Source organism: Streptomyces sp. NPDC031418 (assembly GCF_055581605.1).
This window is the reverse complement of record NZ_JBVIJC010000011.1, coordinates 57,800-74,008: the sequence shown is the minus strand read 5'-3', so window position 1 is coordinate 74,008 and position 16,209 is coordinate 57,800. Positions and strand designations below refer to the sequence as shown.

Below are 16,209 nucleotides of genomic sequence, written 5' to 3'. Positions count from 1 at the left end.
GGCGTGGGGGGTGGCGAGCCCGGGCTGCCGCCCGAACTGGTAGGAAAGTTTCCTACCAGATGCGCCACCCACAACCCCGCGGAGGGCAACTTCGTACGATCGCCCAACCGCAACGAGCCACACCTTCGCGCCCGCCCCACGTGACAAATGCAAAAAAATAGACATAATGGAATATGTATTCGTTCGCGACATGAAGGACCGCTCACCGTATGGCCTACGGAGCCCGCCGCAGTCCCTTTCCGCTTCCTCACCCCGACCTGACGCGCGCCCGCGACTGCGAGCACTGTCTCGGCTGGGGAACCGTCGTCACCCGCGACGGCCGGCACGAGCTGTGCCACACCTGCCAGCTCGTCCAGGGCGCCGACGCCGGCGCCTGACGGGGACGTACCGTGGAGCCATGGCCCCTCCGCTGCCGGGTCCACTGGCGCATCTGGCGCCGCTGCTCGGTCACTACGGCTACTGGGCCGTCGGAGCCGTGGTCTTCGTGGAGGATTTCGGGGTCCCGGCGCCCGGCGAGACGATCCTCCTCGCGGCCGGCGTCTACGCGGGCGCCGGCCGGCTGAACGTCGTGGCGGTGGCGGTGATCGCCTTCACCGCGGCCCTGCTCGGGGACAACGTCGGGTACCTGATCGGCCGGTCCGGCGGGCGCGCCGTCGTCCACCGCTGGGGCCGGTACGCCTTCCTGACGCCGCGTCGCCTGGAGACCGCCGAGGAGTTCTTCGGCCGGCACGGCGGCAAGGTCGTGACCGTGGCCCGGTTCGTCGAGGGGCTGCGCCAGGCCAACGGCATCATCGCGGGCACCATCGGTATGCCCTGGCGCCGCTTCCTCGCCTTCAACGCGCTCGGCGCGGCCCTGTGGGTCGGCCTGTGGACCACCCTGGCCGCCCTGGCGGGCAGCCACATCACCGCCGTGTACGACGAGATCCGGCACTACCAGCTGTACGTCCTGGTCGGCGTCGCCGCCCTGCTCGCGGCCTTCGTGGTACGGCGGCTGCTGCGGCGCCGGCGCGAAGCGGGCCGTCGGCGCGCGCCCGACCCGTCCTGAGGCGAGGACGGTCAGCCGGCCGAGGGGCCGTGGGTGAGCCGATCGAGGTCAGCCGGCCGACGGGCCGTGGGTGTGCAGATACTCCAGGGCGTCCTGGACCACCGTGCGCCGGTACCAGGACCGCCAGGCGGCCAGCTCCCCCGCCAGCACGTCCAGGCCGGCCTCCTCGCCGGGGGACAGCCAGACGCCCGGCTCCGCCCGGTGCACCGAGAGCACACCGGAGCAGCTGCCCTCGGCCGTGAGGAGCGGCGTGCCGCGGACCGCGCGGCTGCCCGTGGCCAGGGCCGCCCGGCCGACGGGATGGCCGGCCAGCTCCGGGTCCGCGGCCACGTCGGCGACGGTCACCGGACGGCGCTCGGCCTGGGCGCGGGCGCACACCGCCGGCGGACCGAGCACCAGGGCCAGGCAGTCCCGGTAGGCCTCGTCCAGGCCGTGCTGTGCCTCCAGGACGAGCGCCTCGTCCTGCACCCGGTCGGTCAGATGGATCTCGACCGCGTCGGCGTCGGCCAGCGTCACCGCCATGTACACGGCGGCCTTCAGCACCTGGAGCCGGTCACGCGGGTCCGCCTCGGCCAGCAGCCCGCCGGTGGGCGGCGGGGTGTGCCGGCGCCCCGGGAACCACTCCGTGCCCGTCAGCGGCGGCGGAGCGGTCACCACCGCCGAGGCCAGCTCCCGCACCGGCACATTGTGGTGCTGGGAGCCGTCCCGCAGCAGCCTGAAGGCGGCCGCCGGACCGGACAGACCGTAGCGGGCGATCAGGATGCCCTGGGCGATGCCGATGATCCCGCTGGTGCGCGCCTTGGCCCGCAGACCGAAGACCTCGCTCGGGCTCGCCGGCAGCAGGTACGGCCCGTTCTCGGCCGGCTCGCCGTGCGGGGCCGCGAGGGCACTGTCCAGGCTCGGGCACAGACGGATGCCGGGCAGGGGCCTCCGCGTCAGCGCCACGTGGACCGGCGGTGCCGCACCGATGACCAGGACGGGACCGGCGGCGAGGTGCCGGGTGTGCGTGTCCAGGGCGCGGACCGCGGTTCCGGTCACCCGGCGCACACCGGACATGTCCAGGACCAGCAGCGGGTGGGGCCCGGCCGCCTGCCGCAGCTCCAGCTCGCGTCCGAGTACATCGGCGCCCCGGGCGTCGAGCGTGCCGGAGAGGTGCAGCACGACCGCCCGGTCGGCCACCGGCTGCACGGTCACGGTGACGTCTCCGGTCACCGCGCATCACCTGCGGACTTCGCGCGCTTCCTCGCGGCTCGCACCGCGGCCGGTGCGCACTCCCCGGCCGCACCTCGTCTGGTCCCACCTTGTTCCCCCACGCTCCGAAAACGCAAGCACCCGACCTGGCAAGTCGACGTTTCCGCCGTCTCACGAGGAGCACCCGGGAGGAAGACCGGCCGACCGTGCGGTCGTCGGTCCGAGGCTCCCTCGGTTCGGAGAAGTGCTGGGGGAGCTTCCTCGTGAACGCTCCGCTCCGGTTTGGCCCGCGGCACAGCGGTAAACCGGAGGACGAACGGAGAACAGTCGAGACGTTGGGATGTGACACCCATGGCTGGCAGCCAGAAGGCCAAGGGCAAGGCGGAGCAGGTCAAGGGCCGGGCCAAGGAGGCCGCGGGCCGCGCCGTCGGCAACGAGAGCCTGGAGGCCAAGGGCCGTATGGAGGGCGCGCGCGGCGACGCCCGCCAGGCCAAGGAGAAGGCGAAGGACATCGGCAAGCACTGAGCGAGGCCGCTCCTGCGCAAGAGGAACGGGCCCGGATCGTCCCGGACGGTCCGGGCCCCTCGCTGACCAGGCGTCCCCGGGCAATCGAAGGATTCGGGCCGGATGTCCCCTTGACCGGCGGCCCAGCGGGTAACCGAAGCCCGATGGCAGCTCCCCGAGGGCAAGGGCGGACAAGGTATGGACATGCAGCTCAGGACGCACGCGTCGGCACAGCCCCGCACCGCGGCCCCGCGCTACAGCCGTACCTGGGCCGGCGGCCTGACCAGCATCGCGGAGGCCAGGGACGCCGTCGCCGACCTGCTCGCCCGGGCCCGCCCCGCACCGGCCCGGCAGGCGGTGCAGGACGCGCAGCTGGTCGTGAGCGAGCTGGTCACGAACGCGGCCCAGCACGCGCCCGGCCCGTGCGCGCTGGGCCTGGACCTGCTGCCCGGCGGCGGCGCGCTGCGCATCACCGTCACGGACACCTCCCCCGAGCCGCCCCGCCGGCGCCCTCCCGACCCCGGCCGGGTGGGCGGCCACGGGCTGCACCTGGTGTTCCGGCTGGCCGTCGACGTGCGGGTGATCCGACTGGTCCGGGGCAAGCGGGTCGCCGCGATCGTGCCGCTCGCCGCCGGGACGGGCTGTTGAGGACCGGGCCGCGCGGCCGCTGCGGGCGCGCGCGACACGGGCACCCGTGCCAGGCTCGAAACGGGGCACCGCACACGCGCGACCAGCGGCCGGGGTGCCGGAAGGACGGCCGGGCGGCGGGTGGGCGGGACGTCGCGGGCGAGGAGGTACGGCGATGAGCGACGGCGAGGCGGTGCGCGGGCGACACCAGCTGTCCGGCCCGCAGCCCGATGTGGCCGGTGCCGCCGGCTGGTCCGACGCCCCGCCGCGGATGGGCTTCTTCACCGACACGTCGGTGTGCATCGGCTGCAAGGCCTGCGAGGTGGCCTGCAAGGAGTGGAACGCCGTACCGGAGGACGGCCTGGAGCTGTCCGGGATGTCGTACGACAACACGCAGAGCCTCGGCGCCGACACCTGGCGGCATGTGGCCTTCGTGGAACAGCGCAAGCCGTTCGGCGGGCAGGAGCCCGGCGTCGGACACGAGGACGTGGACGTCTTCGCCGCCGCCGCACGGCTCGGCACCGACGCCGCCTCCCCCGGCCCGGGCGCCACCACTCCCCCGCCCGGCGAGGCCCCCGCGGGCGCGCCGGCCGGGCGGATCTCCCCGGTCGCCCCCGACGGCCGCACCGAGCTGCGCTGGCTCATGGCCTCCGACGTGTGCAAGCACTGCACGCACGCCGCCTGTCTGGACGTGTGCCCGACCGGCTCGCTGTTCCGCACCGAGTTCGGCACGGTCGTCGTCCAGGAGGACATCTGCAACGGCTGCGGCTACTGCGTGCCCGCCTGCCCGTACGGCGTGATCGGCCTGCGTGAGGACGACGGCCGGGCGTGGAAGTGCACGCTGTGCTACGACCGTCTCGGCGTCGGCATGGAGCCCGCCTGCGCCAAGTCCTGCCCCACGGAGTCCATCCAGTTCGGCCCGCTGGAGGAGCTGCGGGAGCGGGCCCGGGAGCGGGTGGCTCAGCTGCACGCGGCCGGGGTGGCCGACGCCCGCCTCTACGGCGAGAGTCCGGACGACGGCGTCGGCGGGGCCGGCGCGTTCTTCCTGCTGCTGGACGACCCCGAGGTCTACGGCCTGCCCCCGGACCCCGTCGTCACCACCCGGGACCTGCCCGACATGTGGCGGCACGCGGCCCTGGCCGCCGTCTCGCTGGCCGCCCTCGCCCTCGGCAGTTTCGTACGGAGGCCGCGATGAGCGAATCGGACGTCACCCGGGACGGGGTGCGGGGCGCGCGGCCCGGCCGGGAGGCGCCGACGGGCGCGGCCGGGGGCCGCCGGCGGCGCGGCCGGGGTGGCCGGGGCGAGCAGCCGATGGTGCCGGACGCGGAGTTCTCGTCGTACTACGGCAGGCCCGTGCTGAAGAAGCCGCCCTGGAAGCCGCTGGACATCGCCGGGTACCTGTACCTCGGTGGCCTGGCCGGGGCGTCCTCGCTGCTGGCGGCCGGTGGGCAGGCCACCGGCCGGCCGGGGCTCGCCGCGCCGGCGAAGTTCGGGGCGGCCGGGGCGATCTCGCTGTCGCTGGCCGCGCTCGTCCACGACCTGGGCCGCCCGGCCCGCTTCCTGAACATGCTCCGGGTGGTCAAGCCCACCTCACCGATGAGCGTGGGCTCCTGGCTGCTGGCCGGATACGTACCGCTCGCCCTCACCGCCGCGGCGGCCGAGCTGGCGGGCCGCCGCCGGCCGGCCGGCCGGGTCGCGGCGGCGCTGGCGCGGTGCCTGCGGCCGCTCGGGCCGGCGGCCACGGCGGGCGCGGCGGTGCTCGGCCCGGCCGTGGCGACGTACACCGCGGTGCTGGTCTGCGACACGGCGGTGCCGTCGTGGCACGAGGGCTATCGCGAGCTGCCGTTCGTCTTCGCGGGCTCGGCGGCGACGGCCGCGTCCGGACTCGCACTCGCCGCCGCTCCGACGGCGCAGACGGGACCGGCCCGGCGGATGGCCGCGCTCGGAGCCGCGCTGGAGCTGGGCGCCTTCCGGGCGATGAAGCGGCGCATGGGCACCGCCGCCGAGCCCTACGAGCAGGGCGGACCGCGGCGGTTGCTGCACGCGGCGGAGGCGCTGACCGCGGGCGGTGCGCTCCTCGCCGTGGCCGCCGGGCGGGACCGGCGCCTCGCTCTGGCGGCCGGTCTGGCGCTGCTCAGCGGCTCGGCAGCCGTCCGCTTCGGCGTCTTCCAGGCCGGGGTGGCCTCGGCGGAGGACCCCCGGTACACGGTGCTGCCGCAGCGGGAGCGGCTGGCGGACGGCGGCTAGCGAGCCACGGTCACTCCGGCCGGGCGAGTCTGGCGGCCACGGCGTCGAGGACCCAGTCCAGGCCGGTCGCGAAGGATGTGTCGGCGTCCATGTGCGTGCCGTCGTGCACCGCCTTGGCGAGCGCGGGGAAGCGGCCTGTGGCCAGCATTCTCGTCACGTGCGGTCCGGAGGCGCGCTGCCAGTCGCTCTTGGACAGGCCTGTGGTGCGCTCGGCCCGCAGGTTCGCGATCTCGCGCCTGATCGCCCCGGTGCAGTAGGCGCTGACGGTCTCCACGGCGCGCAGGACGGTGTCGATGTCGGCGAGGCCGTCGAGTGCGGCCAGCTTGGCCTCGGTCACGGCGAGGCCGTTCGGGCCGAGGCTCGGGCGGCCGCCGAGCAGGTCGGCGAGCCATGGGTGGCGCAGAGCGGCCTGCCGGGTGCGGTGGGAGAGGTCGCGCAGCGCCTCCCGCCAGTCGCCGGGCTGCTCCTCGGGGAGGATCTCGGCCTGGACCTCGTCCACCATGAGGTCGAACAGCTCTTCCTTGGTGGAAATGTAGCCGTACAGCCGCATCGGGCCGGCGTTCAGCCGGGCGGCGACCTTGCGCACCGACACCGCTTCGAGCCCGCCCTCGTCGGCCAGTGCGATGGCGGCGGCGACGATCCGCTCCCGGTCGAGCGGCACGGGGCGAGTCGGCGGCTCCGGCCGGTCCCAGACAGTCATGGCCACATCGTACTGTTGCGATACAGCGTATTGAGAAAATACAGTGTATCGACATGAGACATCGCATCGCCGTGGTCGGAAGCGGTCCCGCCGGCCTGACCTTCGCCCGTGTCCTGCACCGCCACGGCCACCCCGTCACGATCCTCGAACGCGACCCCGGCCCCAACGCCCGCCCGCCGGGCGGCACGCTGGACCTGCGTGAAGGGCAGGGCCAGCTCGCGCTCCGGAAGGCGGGGCTGCTGGCGGAGTTCCAGGCGCTGTCCCGGCCCGAGGGTCAGGCCATGCGCATCCTGGATCCGGACGGGACCGTCCTGCGCGACTGGCGGCCCCGCCCGGACGAGCGGGCCAATCCCGAGATCGACCGCGGCCACCTCCGTGACCTGCTGCTCGGCCCCCTCGATGTGCAGTGGGGGCGGGGCGTGACGCGGGTGGTGCCGGGGACCCCCGAGGGCGTCCTGGTCCACTTCGAGGACGGGCGGCAGGAGACGTTCGACCTCGTGGTCGGCGCGGACGGCGCGTGGTCCCGGGTGCGCCCCGCGGTCTCGCCGGCGACCCCGCAGTACACCGGCGTCGCCTCCGTCGAGTCGTCCCTCGACGACATCGACACCCGCCACCCCGGCCTCGCCCGGCTGATCGGCGACGGCTCCATGGGGGTGTACGGCGTGAACCGGAGTCTCGTCGCGCAGCGCAACAGCGGCGGCCACGCCAAGGTGTACGCCCAGTTCCGCGCGCCGCTGGACCGGCACGCGGACCTGGACCCGGCCGATGCCGAGGCCGTCCGGGCGCGTCTGCTGGCGTTGTTCGACGGCTGGGCCGCTCCCGTCCTCGACCTGCTCCGCCACAGCACCGCGTTCGTCCGGCGCCCCCTGTACACCCTGCCCGTGAGTCACACGTGGACCCACGTCCGCGGGGTGACGCTGCTGGGCGACGCCGCCCATCTGATGCCTCCGCTGGGCGCGGGCGCGAACCTCGCGATGCTGGACGGCGCCGAACTCGCCGAGGCCATCGCCGCCGGCCCCGACAAGCCGGACGACGCCGTCCGCGCCTTCGAGGAGCGGATGTGGGCACGGGCCGGCACATGGGCGAAGATCACGACGGCCGGTCTGGAACGCCTCGTGGGCCCGGACCCCGCCGAAGCGCTCGCTCTCTTCGACGAGGTCCAGCCGTCCTGACCACCGAGCACCCTGCGCGGGACCGGCTCCGTGGGCGCCTCCCGGGGCTGCTCGGTGCCGCGGTCTACGGGCCCTCCGCGCCCAGCCGGGCCGCCAGGTCCGGGAGGGAGACGGCGGTCAGGGCCGGGTGACGCGGGGACGAGGGGTACGGCTGTGAGGTGCGGCGCAGCCACGCGGTGACCAGCCCTGCCCGGGCGGCGCCGTCGATGTCCCACGGGTGCACCGAGACCAGCAGTGTCTCGCCGGCCGCGACGCCCAGGGTGTGCAGGGCGTGGGCGTAGGCCTCCCCCGCCGGCTTCCAGCGGCCCGCGGCCTCGACGTCGAGGTGGGTCTCGAAGCAGTCGGCGAGCCCGGCCCTGTCGAGCACCGCGCGGGTGGTGCCGACGGAGCCGTTGGTGAGGGTCGCGAGGCGGTACCCGGCCGTGTGCAGGGCCCGTACACCGGCGGGCACGTCGGGGTGCACGGGCAGTTCCGCGAGCCCGGCGAGGACGTGTACGGCGGCCCGTTCCGGATCGGTCGCGCCCTCCTCGCCGGCCGCCAGCGTCCGCAGCCCGTCCCCCGCAACGGCCGCGAAGGACGCCCGGCCCCCGGCGAGGGTCAGGGCCACCCCGTCGCGCAGCACCCCGGCGAACCAGGCCGGCAGGAGGTGGCCGGGGAGGCCGACGTACTCGAAGCGGGCCGCGAGCGGGGTCAGATCGGTGAGGGTCTCGTTGACGTCGAACAGCACGACGCGAGGGCGGTCGGCGAGCAAGCGGATCACCTCCGTGGGCGACGCGGGCGAGACCCACCCGCAGCCGGGCGAGCGGCACCGCGGCACTGCCGACGGCCCGCCTGCCGACCATCATGGCAAGCCCCTCTGCCGCGTGCGCGGCGGCGCTGACAGCGGCGAGGCGGCGGCCGGGACCGGCGGACCGGCCGTTTGGCCGCTGTCCGCGCGGGTACTCCGCGGCCCACCGGAAGATGCCCGGGGCGGCCGGGCGCGGGAGAATCGGGACAGGACGGAGCGGAAGGAGCGGGGCATGGGGGTGCGCACCTGGATCGACTCCTGGCCGGTCTACCGGCAGCTGACCGGCACCGACCCGCTGGGCCGGGGCGCCGCCGCCCGGAGCGGGCGCAGCGCGCGGCTGACGCCGCGGGTGGCCACCGCCGACCGGGTGGTGAAGTCGGTGTGCCCGTACTGCGCGGTGGGCTGCGGCCAGAACGTGTACGTCCAGGAGGGGAAGGTCACCCAGATCGAGGGCGATCCGGACTCCCCGATCTCGCGCGGCCGGCTCTGCCCCAAGGGCGCGGCGAGCCTCCAGCTGACCACCGGGGACGCCCGCGAGCACCAAGTGCTGTACCGGCGCCCGCACGGCACCGACTGGGAGCGGCTGGACCTCGGCACCGCCATGGACATGATCGCGGACCGGGTGATCGCGGCGCGCCGGGCCGGCTGGCGGTGGGAGGTCGACGGGACCCGCACCCGGCGCACGCTCGGCATCGCGAGCCTGGGCGGGGCCACGCTCGACAACGAAGAGAACTACCTGCTCAAGAAGTTGTTCACCGCGCTGGGAGCAATCCAGATCGAGAACCAGGCGCGTGTTTGACACTCCTCCACCGTTCCCGGTCTGGGAACCTCGTTCGGACGCGGCGGCGCGACCACCTTCCAGCAGGACCTTCAGCACGCGGACTGCATCGTCATCGAGGGCTCGAACATGGCCGAGTGCCATCCGGTCGGGTTCCAGTGGGTGATGGAGGCGAAGGCGCGCGGCGCCAAGGTGGTCCATGTCGATCCGCGGTTCACCCGCACCAGCGCGCTGGCCGATCTGCACGTGCCGCTGCGTGCGGGCACCGACATCGCGTTCCTCGGCGGGATCATCCACTACGTGCTGGAGCACGAGAAGTACTTCCGTGACTATGTGGTGGCGTACAGCAACGCGTCGGTGATCCTGCGCGAGGACTTCCACGACACCGAGGACCTGGCCGGCGTCTTCTCCGGCCTGGACGCCCGCAACCGCAGGTACGACAACGCCAGTTGGCAGTACGAGGGCACCGAGGTGCAGGCCGCCTCGGGCGAGCGCGACCAGGAGTACGAGGCCCGCACCGGCGGCGGCAGTTCGGTGACCGAGGCGGCGCGCGGCGAGTCGCACGGCTCCGGCGGCGCGGTGATCGGCGAGGGCGAACCGGAGCGGGACGAGACGCTCACCCATCCGCGCTGCGTCTTCCAGGTGCTCAGGCGGCACTACGCGCGCTACACCCCGGAGCTGGTCGAGCAGGTCTGCGGAGTGCCGCAGGAGCTGTTCCGGCAGGTGTGCGAACTGGTCACGGAGAACTCCGGCCGCGACCGCACCACGGCCTTCGCCTACGCGGTCGGCTGGACCCAGCACACGGTGGGCGTGCAGTACATCCGCGCGGCCTCGGTGCTCCAGACCCTGCTGGGCAACATCGGGCGGCCGGGCGGCGGCATCCTGGCGCTGCGCGGGCACGCCTCCATCCAGGGCTCGACGGACATCCCGACCCTGTTCAACCTGCTGCCGGGCTACATCCCGATGCCGCACGCCCACCAGAACCAGGACCTGGACGCCTTCGTCGAGGCGGAGGCGGCCCACAAGGGCTACTGGGGCAACATGCGCGCCTACCTGGTGAGCCTGCTGAAGGCGTACTGGGGTGACGCGGCGACCCCGGAGAACGACTTCTGCTTCGACTACCTGCCCCGGCTCACCGGCTCGCACTCGACGTACGAGACGACGACGGCCCAGCTGGACGGCGTCTGCAAGGGCTACTTCCTGATCGGCGAGAACCCCGCCGTGGGGAACGCGAACTCCAAGCTGATGCGGCTGGGCATGGCCAACCTGGACTGGCTGGTCGTCCGGGACTTCTCGCTGATCGAGTCGGCGACCTGGTGGAAGGACGGCCCGGAGATCGCCACCGGTGAGCTGCGCACCGAGGACATCGGCACCGAGGTGTTCTTCCTGCCGGCCGCCGCGCACACCGAGAAGGACGGCAGTTTCACCAACACCCAGCGGCTGGTGCAGTGGCACCACCAGGCGGTCGAACCGCCCGGGGAGGCGCGCAGCGACCTGTGGTTCGCCTACCACCTGGGGCGGATCGTCCGGGAGAAGCTGGCGGGGTCCGCCGACGAGATGGACCGGCCGCTGCTCGACCTGGCCTGGGACTACCCGACGAAGGGCGCACTCGCCGAACCGGACGCCGAGGCCGTCCTCGCCGAGATCAACGGCCACGACGCCGAGGGCGCTGCGCTCTCCTCGTACGAGGAGCTGAAGTCCGACGGCTCGACCGTCTGCGGTTGCTGGATCTACTGCGGTGTCCGCGCCGACGGTGTCAACCAGGCCGCCCGCCGCAAGCCCGGCCGGGAGCAGGACTGGGTGGCCGCCGAGTGGGCCTGGGCCTGGCCGGCCAACCGCCGGATCCTGTACAACCGCGCCTCCGCGGACCCCGAGGGCCGCCCGTGGAGCGAGCGGAAGGCACTGGTGTGGTGGGACGCGGAGCGGGGTGAGTGGACCGGGCACGACGTACCCGACTTCAAGAAGGACAAGGAGCCGGGTCACGAGCCGCCCGAGGGCGCGACCGGCCCGGAGGCCCTGTCGGGCAGGGATCCGTTCATCATGCAGGCCGACGGCAAGGCGTGGCTCTATGTGCCGTCCGGGCTCACCGACGGCCCGCTGCCCACGCACTACGAGCCGCAGGACTCGCCGTTCGCGAACCTCCTGTACGACCAACAGCGCAACCCGGTCCGTCAGTTGCCGCCGCCGCATCCGGACAACCGCTACCAGCCGAGCGGTGACGAGCCCGGCTCCGCGGTGTTCCCGTACGTGGCCACCACCTACCGGCTCACCGAGCACCACACCGCGGGCGGCATGTCGCGCTGGCAGCCGTATCTGGCCGAGCTCCAGCCGGAGTTCTTCTGCGAGGTCTCCCCCGAGCTGGCCGCGGAGCGGGGCCTGGCGCACACCGGGTGGGCGACGATCGTCAGCGCCCGCGCGGTGATCGAGGCCCGGGTGCTGGTCACGGACCGGATGGCGCCGCTGACCGTGCAGGGGCGCCGGCTGCACCAGGTGGGGCTGCCGTACCACTGGGGTCCGAACGGGTACAGCACCGGGGACGCGGCCAACGAGCTGCTGCATCTGTCCCTGGACCCGAACACGCACATCCAGGAGTCGAAGGCGTTCGCCGTGGACATCCGCCCGGGGCGCAGGCCGCGCGGCCCTGCCTCCCTGGCGCTGGTCCGCGCCTACCGGATCCGCGCGGGCATCGACGAGCACACGGGCACGGAGCCCTGAGCCCTGGCTCTCGAATCCCTACCGGAGCACGATCGAGTGGGGTCCGCGCGGCACCAGCTCCCCCACCACCGGCGCCCCGGGCACCTCCCCGGCGACCAGCAGACCGCCGGAGGTCTGCGCGTCGGCCAGCAGCAGCCGGGTGCCCTCGTCGGTGTCCCCGAAGTCGGTGTGCGGGGCGACCCATTCGAGGTTACGCCGGGTGCCACCGCTGATGTACCCGTCGCGTACGGCCTCCCGGGCCCCGTCCAGGTACGGCACGGCGGCGGTGTCGATGACGGCGGTCACCTGCGAGGCGCGGGCCAGCTTGTGCAGATGGCCGAGGAGGCCGAAGCCGGTGATGTCGGTGGCGCAGCGGGCCCCGGCCGCGAGGGCGGCCTCGGCGGCGTCCCGGTTGAGGGCCGTCATGGTGGCGACGGCCTGCTCGAAGCGCTCGCCGGTGGCCTTGTGCCGGTTGTTGAGCACGCCCACGCCCAGCGGCTTGGTCAGGCAGAGCGGCTGCCCCGGCCGGCCGGTGTCGTTGCGCAGCAGCCGGTCGGGGTCGGCGAGGCCGGTGACGGCCATGCCGTACTTCGGCTCGGGATCGTCCACGCTGTGCCCACCGCCGACATGGCAGCCGGCCTCGGTGGCAATGTCGAGTCCGCCGCGCAGCACCTCGCGGGCCAGTTCGAAGGGGAGCCGGTCGCGCGGCCAGGCCAGCAGGTTGACGGCGAGGACCGGCCGGCCGCCCATCGCGTAGACGTCGGACAGGGCGTTGGCGGCGGCGATGCGTCCCCAGTCGTAGGGGTCGTCCACGACCGGGGTGAAGAAGTCCGCCGTACACACGAGTGCCGTGCCCCGGTGGGTGACCACGGCCGCGTCGTCCCCGGTGGCGAGCCCGACGAGCAGGGGCGTGTCGCCCCCGGCGAGCGCCGGTGCGGTCAGCCCGGCGACCACCTCCTCCAGCTCCCCCGGCGGGATCTTGCAGGCGCAGCCGCCGCCATGGGCGAACTGCGTGAGCCGGACGGGCGCCCGGCGGGTCGGTACCGAGGTCTGTGACATGACGGTGGTCTCCTGGGGCAGAAGCCTGACGGATGGTGGAGGCGTGTGGGTGCCTGGTGGCCCTCCCGGTCTTCAAAACCGAGGGGCCCGAGCAGCTCGGACAGGCAGGTTCGATTCCTGTCCGCCTCCGTCCGTCCCGTCCCGGCGGCAGCGGCGGCGCTGGTCGTCCAGGCGTTCCGTGTGCCCCGGGCGTCCAGGAACTCCAGCAGCGGTACGGCCACCCGGCGGGTGGTGTCCAGGGCCCGGCGTGCCTCGCTGAGCGTGAACGGCCCGGGCAGATCGCGCAGCACGGCGGCGGCCGCGGTGTCCGCGCCGGGCAGCAGCACGATCCCGTCGGCGATCCGCAGCAGCGCCCCCGCCTGCACGGCCGCCGCCAACGCCCTGCGGTCCAGGCCCAGTTCGGCGAGCCGGCCGGCCTCGGGCGCGCGGAACGGCGTACGGGCCAGGTCGCGGCGGACCGCGTCCACGGCCGCGCGGACGGGCGGGGGCAGCCCGGGCCGTGCGCGGTCGGCGGGGTACAGCCGGCCCCCGCGGGCGCGCAGCCCGGGTGTGGCGGTGGCCAGGGCGTCGACCAGTGCGCGGTCCGGCAGGCCGAGCAGCCGGCGGGCGGCCTCGGTGGGCAGCCCGGGGTCGAGCGGGTGGGCGCGGGCGTGCCGCTCGGTCTCGGCGGTGAGCCGGTCCTTCAGGGTGTCCCAGTGGTGCCGGTCGGCGAGCCAGTCGCCGGCCACGGGTTCGGCGGGGACCGGGACGCCCATCGCCCGCAGTTCGGCGCGGCGGATCAGCTTGCGGCGGGCGAGTTCGGCGGTGCCGTCGGGGCGGCCGGTCATGGTGGCCAGTTCGGCCGCGCGGGCCCGGCCGGCGCCGCGCCGGGTCAGCCGGGGCGGCCGTACGTCGAGGACGGTGGCCGCGCGGGGTCCGCGGCCGCCCCCGGGCTCGCGCAGCACGGCCCGGTCGCCGACGCGCAGGGGCAGGGCGCGGGAGAGGGTGAGCCGCGCGGTGTCCGTGCCGAGCGGGCGGACGGTCACCGGGACGGCGGCGGTGCCGATGTGCAGGGTGACCTGGCGGGGCAGGTCGGCCGTGGGCTCGCCGGTGACCCGTACGTCGATCAGCTCGGCGCACCGCCAGCGGTCCGGGGTGAGCAGCACCTGTCCGCGGCTGAGGGCCGTGTCGCCGGGGCCGTGCACGTTGACGGCGACCCGGGCGACGGCGCCGACCGTGGTGCGCTCCTCGTGCAGGCTCTGGAGGCCTCTGACCCGCAGGCAGGCGCCGCCGTCCCCGGTGGTCAGCCGGTCGCCGACGCGCAGCGTGCCCGCGCCGAGGGTGCCGGTGACGACGGTGCCGTGGCCGCGGACGGTGAAGGCCCGGTCCAGCCAGAGCCGTACGTCCGCGTCCCGGTCGGGGGCGGGCAACTCCTCGGCCAGCCGGGCGAGTTCGGTGCGCAGTGCGTCCAGTCCGCGGCCGGTGACGGCGCTCACCGCCACCGCGGGGACCGTGCCGAGGGAGGTGGCGGCCAGCCGTTCGAGGGCGTCGGCGCGCACGGGTGCGGGGTCGGCGAGGTCGCTGCGGGTGATCGCGAGGACGGCGTGCCGGACGCCGAGCGCGTCGAGGATGGCGAGGTGTTCCTCGGACTGGGGCTGCCAGCCCTGGTCGGCGGCGACCACGAAGAGCACCGCGGGCACGGGTCCGACCCCGGCGAGCATGGTGGCGACGAACCGCTCGTGCCCGGGGACGTCCACGAAGGCGAGGTGTTCGCCGTCCGGGCCGAGCCGGGTCCAGACGAAGCCCAGGTCGAGCGTGAGGCCGCGGCGGCGTTCCTCCTCGTACCGGTCGGGTTCCATTCCGGTGAGGGCGCGGACCAGGGCCGATTTGCCGTGGTCGACATGGCCGGCGGTGGCGAGGACCCGCATCACGTCCGCCCTTCCGCCGCCGGGCCGGCGCACCGCGCGTGCACCGCCCGTACGGCTTCGGCGAGCCGTTCGTCGTCCTCCTCCGGCACCGCGCGCAGGTCCAGCAGACAGCGCCCGGCCTCCAGCCGTCCGACCACCGGGATCGGTCCGGTCCGCAGGGCCGTGGCATACCGCTCGGGCAGGGAGAGGGCGGCGCTGGGCAGGGTGACACCGGGGGCGCCGCCGCCACCGACCGTGGCCGTGCTCGGTACGGCCCGTACGTCGATGCCGTCGACGGTGAGCGAGGCGGCGAGCCGCTCGGCGCGGGCGGTCAGCCGGGCCGGGTCGGCGGTGAGGGCGCGGGCGGTCGGGGTGGGCGGGCCGGTGAGGGTGGCCTCCAGCGCGGCGAGGGTGAGCTTGTCGACGCGCAGGGCGCGGGCCAGCGGATGCCGGGCGAGCGTGCGGACGATGTCCTGGTCGCCGAGGAGCAGTCCGCACTGGGGGCCGCCGAGGAGTTTGTCGCCGCTCGCGGTGACCAGGGCGGCGCCCGCGCGCAGCTGGGTGTCGGCGTCGGGCTCCTCGGGCAGCGCGGGGTGCGGGGCGAGCAGGCCGGAGCCGATGTCGACGACGACCGGTACACCGAGACCGGTCAGCTCGGCTGCCGTGGCGGACCGGGTGAAGCCGGTGATGCGGAAGTTGGAGGGGTGCACCTTGAGCACGAAGCCGGTGTCGGGGCCGATCGCGTCGGCGTAGTCGGCGGCGGTCGTGCGGTTGGTGGTGCCGACCTCGCGGAGCCGGGCGCCGGTGGAGACCAGCAGGTCGGGCAGGCGGAAGCCGTCGCCGATCTCCACCATCTCGCCGCGGCTGACGACGATCTCCCGGCTGGCGGCGAGGACGAGTGCGGCTGCGCCGTTGTTCACGACGTGCGCGGCTCCCGCGGCCGGTACCCGCTCGCGCAGGGCGGCGAGGGCGGAGCGGCCCCGGCGGGCCCGGACGCCGGTCTCCAGGTCGAGTTCCACGTCGGTGGGCCCGGCGGCCTCCTGGACGGCCCGGCGCGCGGCGGCCGAGAGCGGGGCCCGGCCGAGGTTGGTGTGCAGCAGCACGCCCGTCGCGTTGATCACCGGCCGCAGACCGCTCGCGGTGACGGGCAGCAGGGCGAGGGCGGCCTCCGCCACCTGCCCCGGCGCGATCCCGCCCGCCCTGGCCCGCTCCTGCGCCTGGCGGACGGCGGCCTTGACCACCCCTCCGCCGAGCCGCTCCACGGCGGCGGCGAGACGGGGATCACGCAGCAGCGCATCGGTCCGCGGAATCATCCGCCGCACGTCCCCTGCCCCGCGGCCGGACGGCGTACGCCCGCTGCTCCCCTCGGCGCCCTCCGGCGCACCGGAGTCCCGGGCCGCCCGCCCCGCGGCACCACCCGAGACGGAACCCGCCTGCGACCCGCCCGGGTGCAGAGGCGCGGCACCGGGGGCGCCTGCCAGCCCCTTCCCGTGGGCGGAGCCCACAGGCCAAGGCCCGC

Annotated in this window: 13 protein-coding genes, 1 tRNA gene and 1 pseudogene; 9 read left to right on the top strand and 6 right to left on the bottom strand. The window is 74.8% G+C overall.

What is annotated here, in order from left to right:
* Positions 1–209: 209 nt before the first annotated feature.
* Positions 210–377 carry a hypothetical protein gene (locus tag ACZ5CZ_RS17875; protein ID WP_385840939.1) on the top strand — a complete coding sequence of 56 codons (168 nt, stop codon included), beginning with the start codon at positions 210–212 and terminating at the stop codon, positions 375–377.
* Between the two features lie 20 nt (positions 378–397).
* Positions 398–1,045: a DedA family protein gene (locus tag ACZ5CZ_RS17870; RefSeq protein WP_468943710.1), complete on the top strand. Its 648-nt coding sequence runs from the start codon at positions 398–400 to the stop codon at positions 1,043–1,045.
* Positions 1,046–1,093: 48 nt separating this feature from the next.
* Here ACZ5CZ_RS17870 and ACZ5CZ_RS17865 read toward each other — a convergent pair whose 3' ends face one another.
* Complete coding sequence (locus ACZ5CZ_RS17865; protein ID WP_468943707.1) at positions 1,094–2,257, bottom strand: ANTAR domain-containing protein; 1,164 nt, start codon at positions 2,255–2,257, stop codon at positions 1,094–1,096.
* A gap of 330 nt (positions 2,258–2,587) precedes the next feature.
* Here ACZ5CZ_RS17865 and ACZ5CZ_RS17860 point away from each other — a divergent pair, with 330 nt between their 5' ends.
* From ACZ5CZ_RS17860 to nrfD, 4 genes are all read left to right on the top strand, one after another.
* Positions 2,588–2,761, top strand: a complete 174-nt coding sequence (locus ACZ5CZ_RS17860) for a CsbD family protein (RefSeq protein ID WP_385840942.1) — start codon at positions 2,588–2,590, stop codon at positions 2,759–2,761.
* A 183-nt stretch (positions 2,762–2,944) separates the two neighbouring features.
* Positions 2,945–3,388 (top strand): ATP-binding protein, encoded by a 444-nt coding sequence (locus ACZ5CZ_RS17855; RefSeq protein WP_385840943.1) that lies wholly within the window; start codon positions 2,945–2,947, stop codon positions 3,386–3,388.
* Positions 3,389–3,542: 154 nt separating this feature from the next.
* Positions 3,543–4,562, top strand: a complete 1,020-nt coding sequence (locus ACZ5CZ_RS17850) for a 4Fe-4S dicluster domain-containing protein (RefSeq protein WP_468943702.1) — start codon at positions 3,543–3,545, stop codon at positions 4,560–4,562.
* A complete protein-coding gene (nrfD, locus tag ACZ5CZ_RS17845; protein ID WP_468943699.1) occupies positions 4,559–5,614 on the top strand; it encodes an NrfD/PsrC family molybdoenzyme membrane anchor subunit in 1,056 nt (351 codons plus the stop codon). Before ACZ5CZ_RS17850 ends, nrfD begins: the two co-directional genes overlap by 4 nt.
* 10 nt (positions 5,615–5,624) lie before the next feature.
* Here the strand turns inward: nrfD and ACZ5CZ_RS17840 are convergent, their stop codons facing one another.
* Positions 5,625–6,314, bottom strand: coding sequence for a TetR/AcrR family transcriptional regulator (locus tag ACZ5CZ_RS17840; protein WP_468943696.1), 690 nt, complete (start codon positions 6,312–6,314; stop codon positions 5,625–5,627).
* Between the two features lie 53 nt (positions 6,315–6,367).
* On the opposite strand from ACZ5CZ_RS17840, the gene ACZ5CZ_RS17835 reads away from it, so the two are divergent.
* Positions 6,368–7,486, top strand: coding sequence for an FAD-dependent oxidoreductase (locus ACZ5CZ_RS17835; protein WP_468943693.1), 1,119 nt, complete (start codon positions 6,368–6,370; stop codon positions 7,484–7,486).
* Positions 7,487–7,550: 64 nt separating this feature from the next.
* Here the strand turns inward: ACZ5CZ_RS17835 and ACZ5CZ_RS17830 are convergent, their stop codons facing one another.
* Positions 7,551–8,237: a haloacid dehalogenase type II gene (locus ACZ5CZ_RS17830; protein WP_468943690.1), complete on the bottom strand. Its 687-nt coding sequence runs from the start codon at positions 8,235–8,237 to the stop codon at positions 7,551–7,553.
* A 268-nt stretch (positions 8,238–8,505) separates the two neighbouring features.
* On the opposite strand from ACZ5CZ_RS17830, the gene fdh reads away from it, so the two are divergent.
* The gene (gene fdh, locus ACZ5CZ_RS17825; RefSeq protein ID WP_468943687.1) at positions 8,506–11,766 is read left to right on the top strand and encodes a formate dehydrogenase; all 3,261 of its coding nucleotides are present in this window, start codon (positions 8,506–8,508) and stop codon (positions 11,764–11,766) included.
* 18 nt (positions 11,767–11,784) lie between these two features.
* On the opposite strand, the gene selD is transcribed toward fdh, so the two are convergent.
* Positions 11,785–12,804, bottom strand: coding sequence for a selenide, water dikinase SelD (gene selD, locus ACZ5CZ_RS17820; protein ID WP_468943685.1), 1,020 nt, complete (start codon positions 12,802–12,804; stop codon positions 11,785–11,787).
* Between the two features lie 37 nt (positions 12,805–12,841).
* On the opposite strand from selD, the gene ACZ5CZ_RS17815 reads away from it, so the two are divergent.
* Positions 12,842–12,934, top strand: a tRNA-Sec gene (locus tag ACZ5CZ_RS17815).
* Positions 12,935–13,034: 100 nt separating this feature from the next.
* On the opposite strand, the pseudogene ACZ5CZ_RS17810 reads toward ACZ5CZ_RS17815, so the two are convergent.
* Positions 13,035–14,711, bottom strand: a pseudogene (locus ACZ5CZ_RS17810) (GTP-binding protein); the annotation flags it as partial.
* Positions 14,711–16,003 carry an L-seryl-tRNA(Sec) selenium transferase gene (gene selA, locus ACZ5CZ_RS17805; RefSeq protein ID WP_468943682.1) on the bottom strand — a complete coding sequence of 431 codons (1,293 nt, stop codon included), beginning with the start codon at positions 16,001–16,003 and terminating at the stop codon, positions 14,711–14,713. The pseudogene ACZ5CZ_RS17810 and the gene selA, both read right to left, overlap by 1 nt.
* Positions 16,004–16,209 lie beyond the last annotated feature (206 nt).

What these genes read in the sequence shown, in the direction of transcription:
- ACZ5CZ_RS17835 (WP_468943693.1), top strand. Translation starts at nt 6,368, where the DNA reads ATGAGACATCGCATCGCCGTGGTCGGAAGCGGTCCCGCCGGCCTGACC.
- selA (WP_468943682.1), bottom strand. Translation starts at nt 16,003, where the DNA reads ATGATTCCGCGGACCGATGCGCTGCTGCGTGATCCCCGTCTCGCCGCC.
- nrfD (WP_468943699.1), top strand. Translation starts at nt 4,559, where the DNA reads ATGAGCGAATCGGACGTCACCCGGGACGGGGTGCGGGGCGCGCGGCCC.
- selD (WP_468943685.1), bottom strand. Translation starts at nt 12,804, where the DNA reads ATGTCACAGACCTCGGTACCGACCCGCCGGGCGCCCGTCCGGCTCACG.
- ACZ5CZ_RS17855 (WP_385840943.1), top strand. Translation starts at nt 2,945, where the DNA reads ATGCAGCTCAGGACGCACGCGTCGGCACAGCCCCGCACCGCGGCCCCG.
- ACZ5CZ_RS17875 (WP_385840939.1), top strand. Translation starts at nt 210, where the DNA reads ATGGCCTACGGAGCCCGCCGCAGTCCCTTTCCGCTTCCTCACCCCGAC.
- ACZ5CZ_RS17850 (WP_468943702.1), top strand. Translation starts at nt 3,543, where the DNA reads ATGAGCGACGGCGAGGCGGTGCGCGGGCGACACCAGCTGTCCGGCCCG.
- ACZ5CZ_RS17860 (WP_385840942.1), top strand. Translation starts at nt 2,588, where the DNA reads ATGGCTGGCAGCCAGAAGGCCAAGGGCAAGGCGGAGCAGGTCAAGGGC.
- ACZ5CZ_RS17840 (WP_468943696.1), bottom strand. Translation starts at nt 6,314, where the DNA reads ATGACTGTCTGGGACCGGCCGGAGCCGCCGACTCGCCCCGTGCCGCTC.
- ACZ5CZ_RS17870 (WP_468943710.1), top strand. Translation starts at nt 398, where the DNA reads ATGGCCCCTCCGCTGCCGGGTCCACTGGCGCATCTGGCGCCGCTGCTC.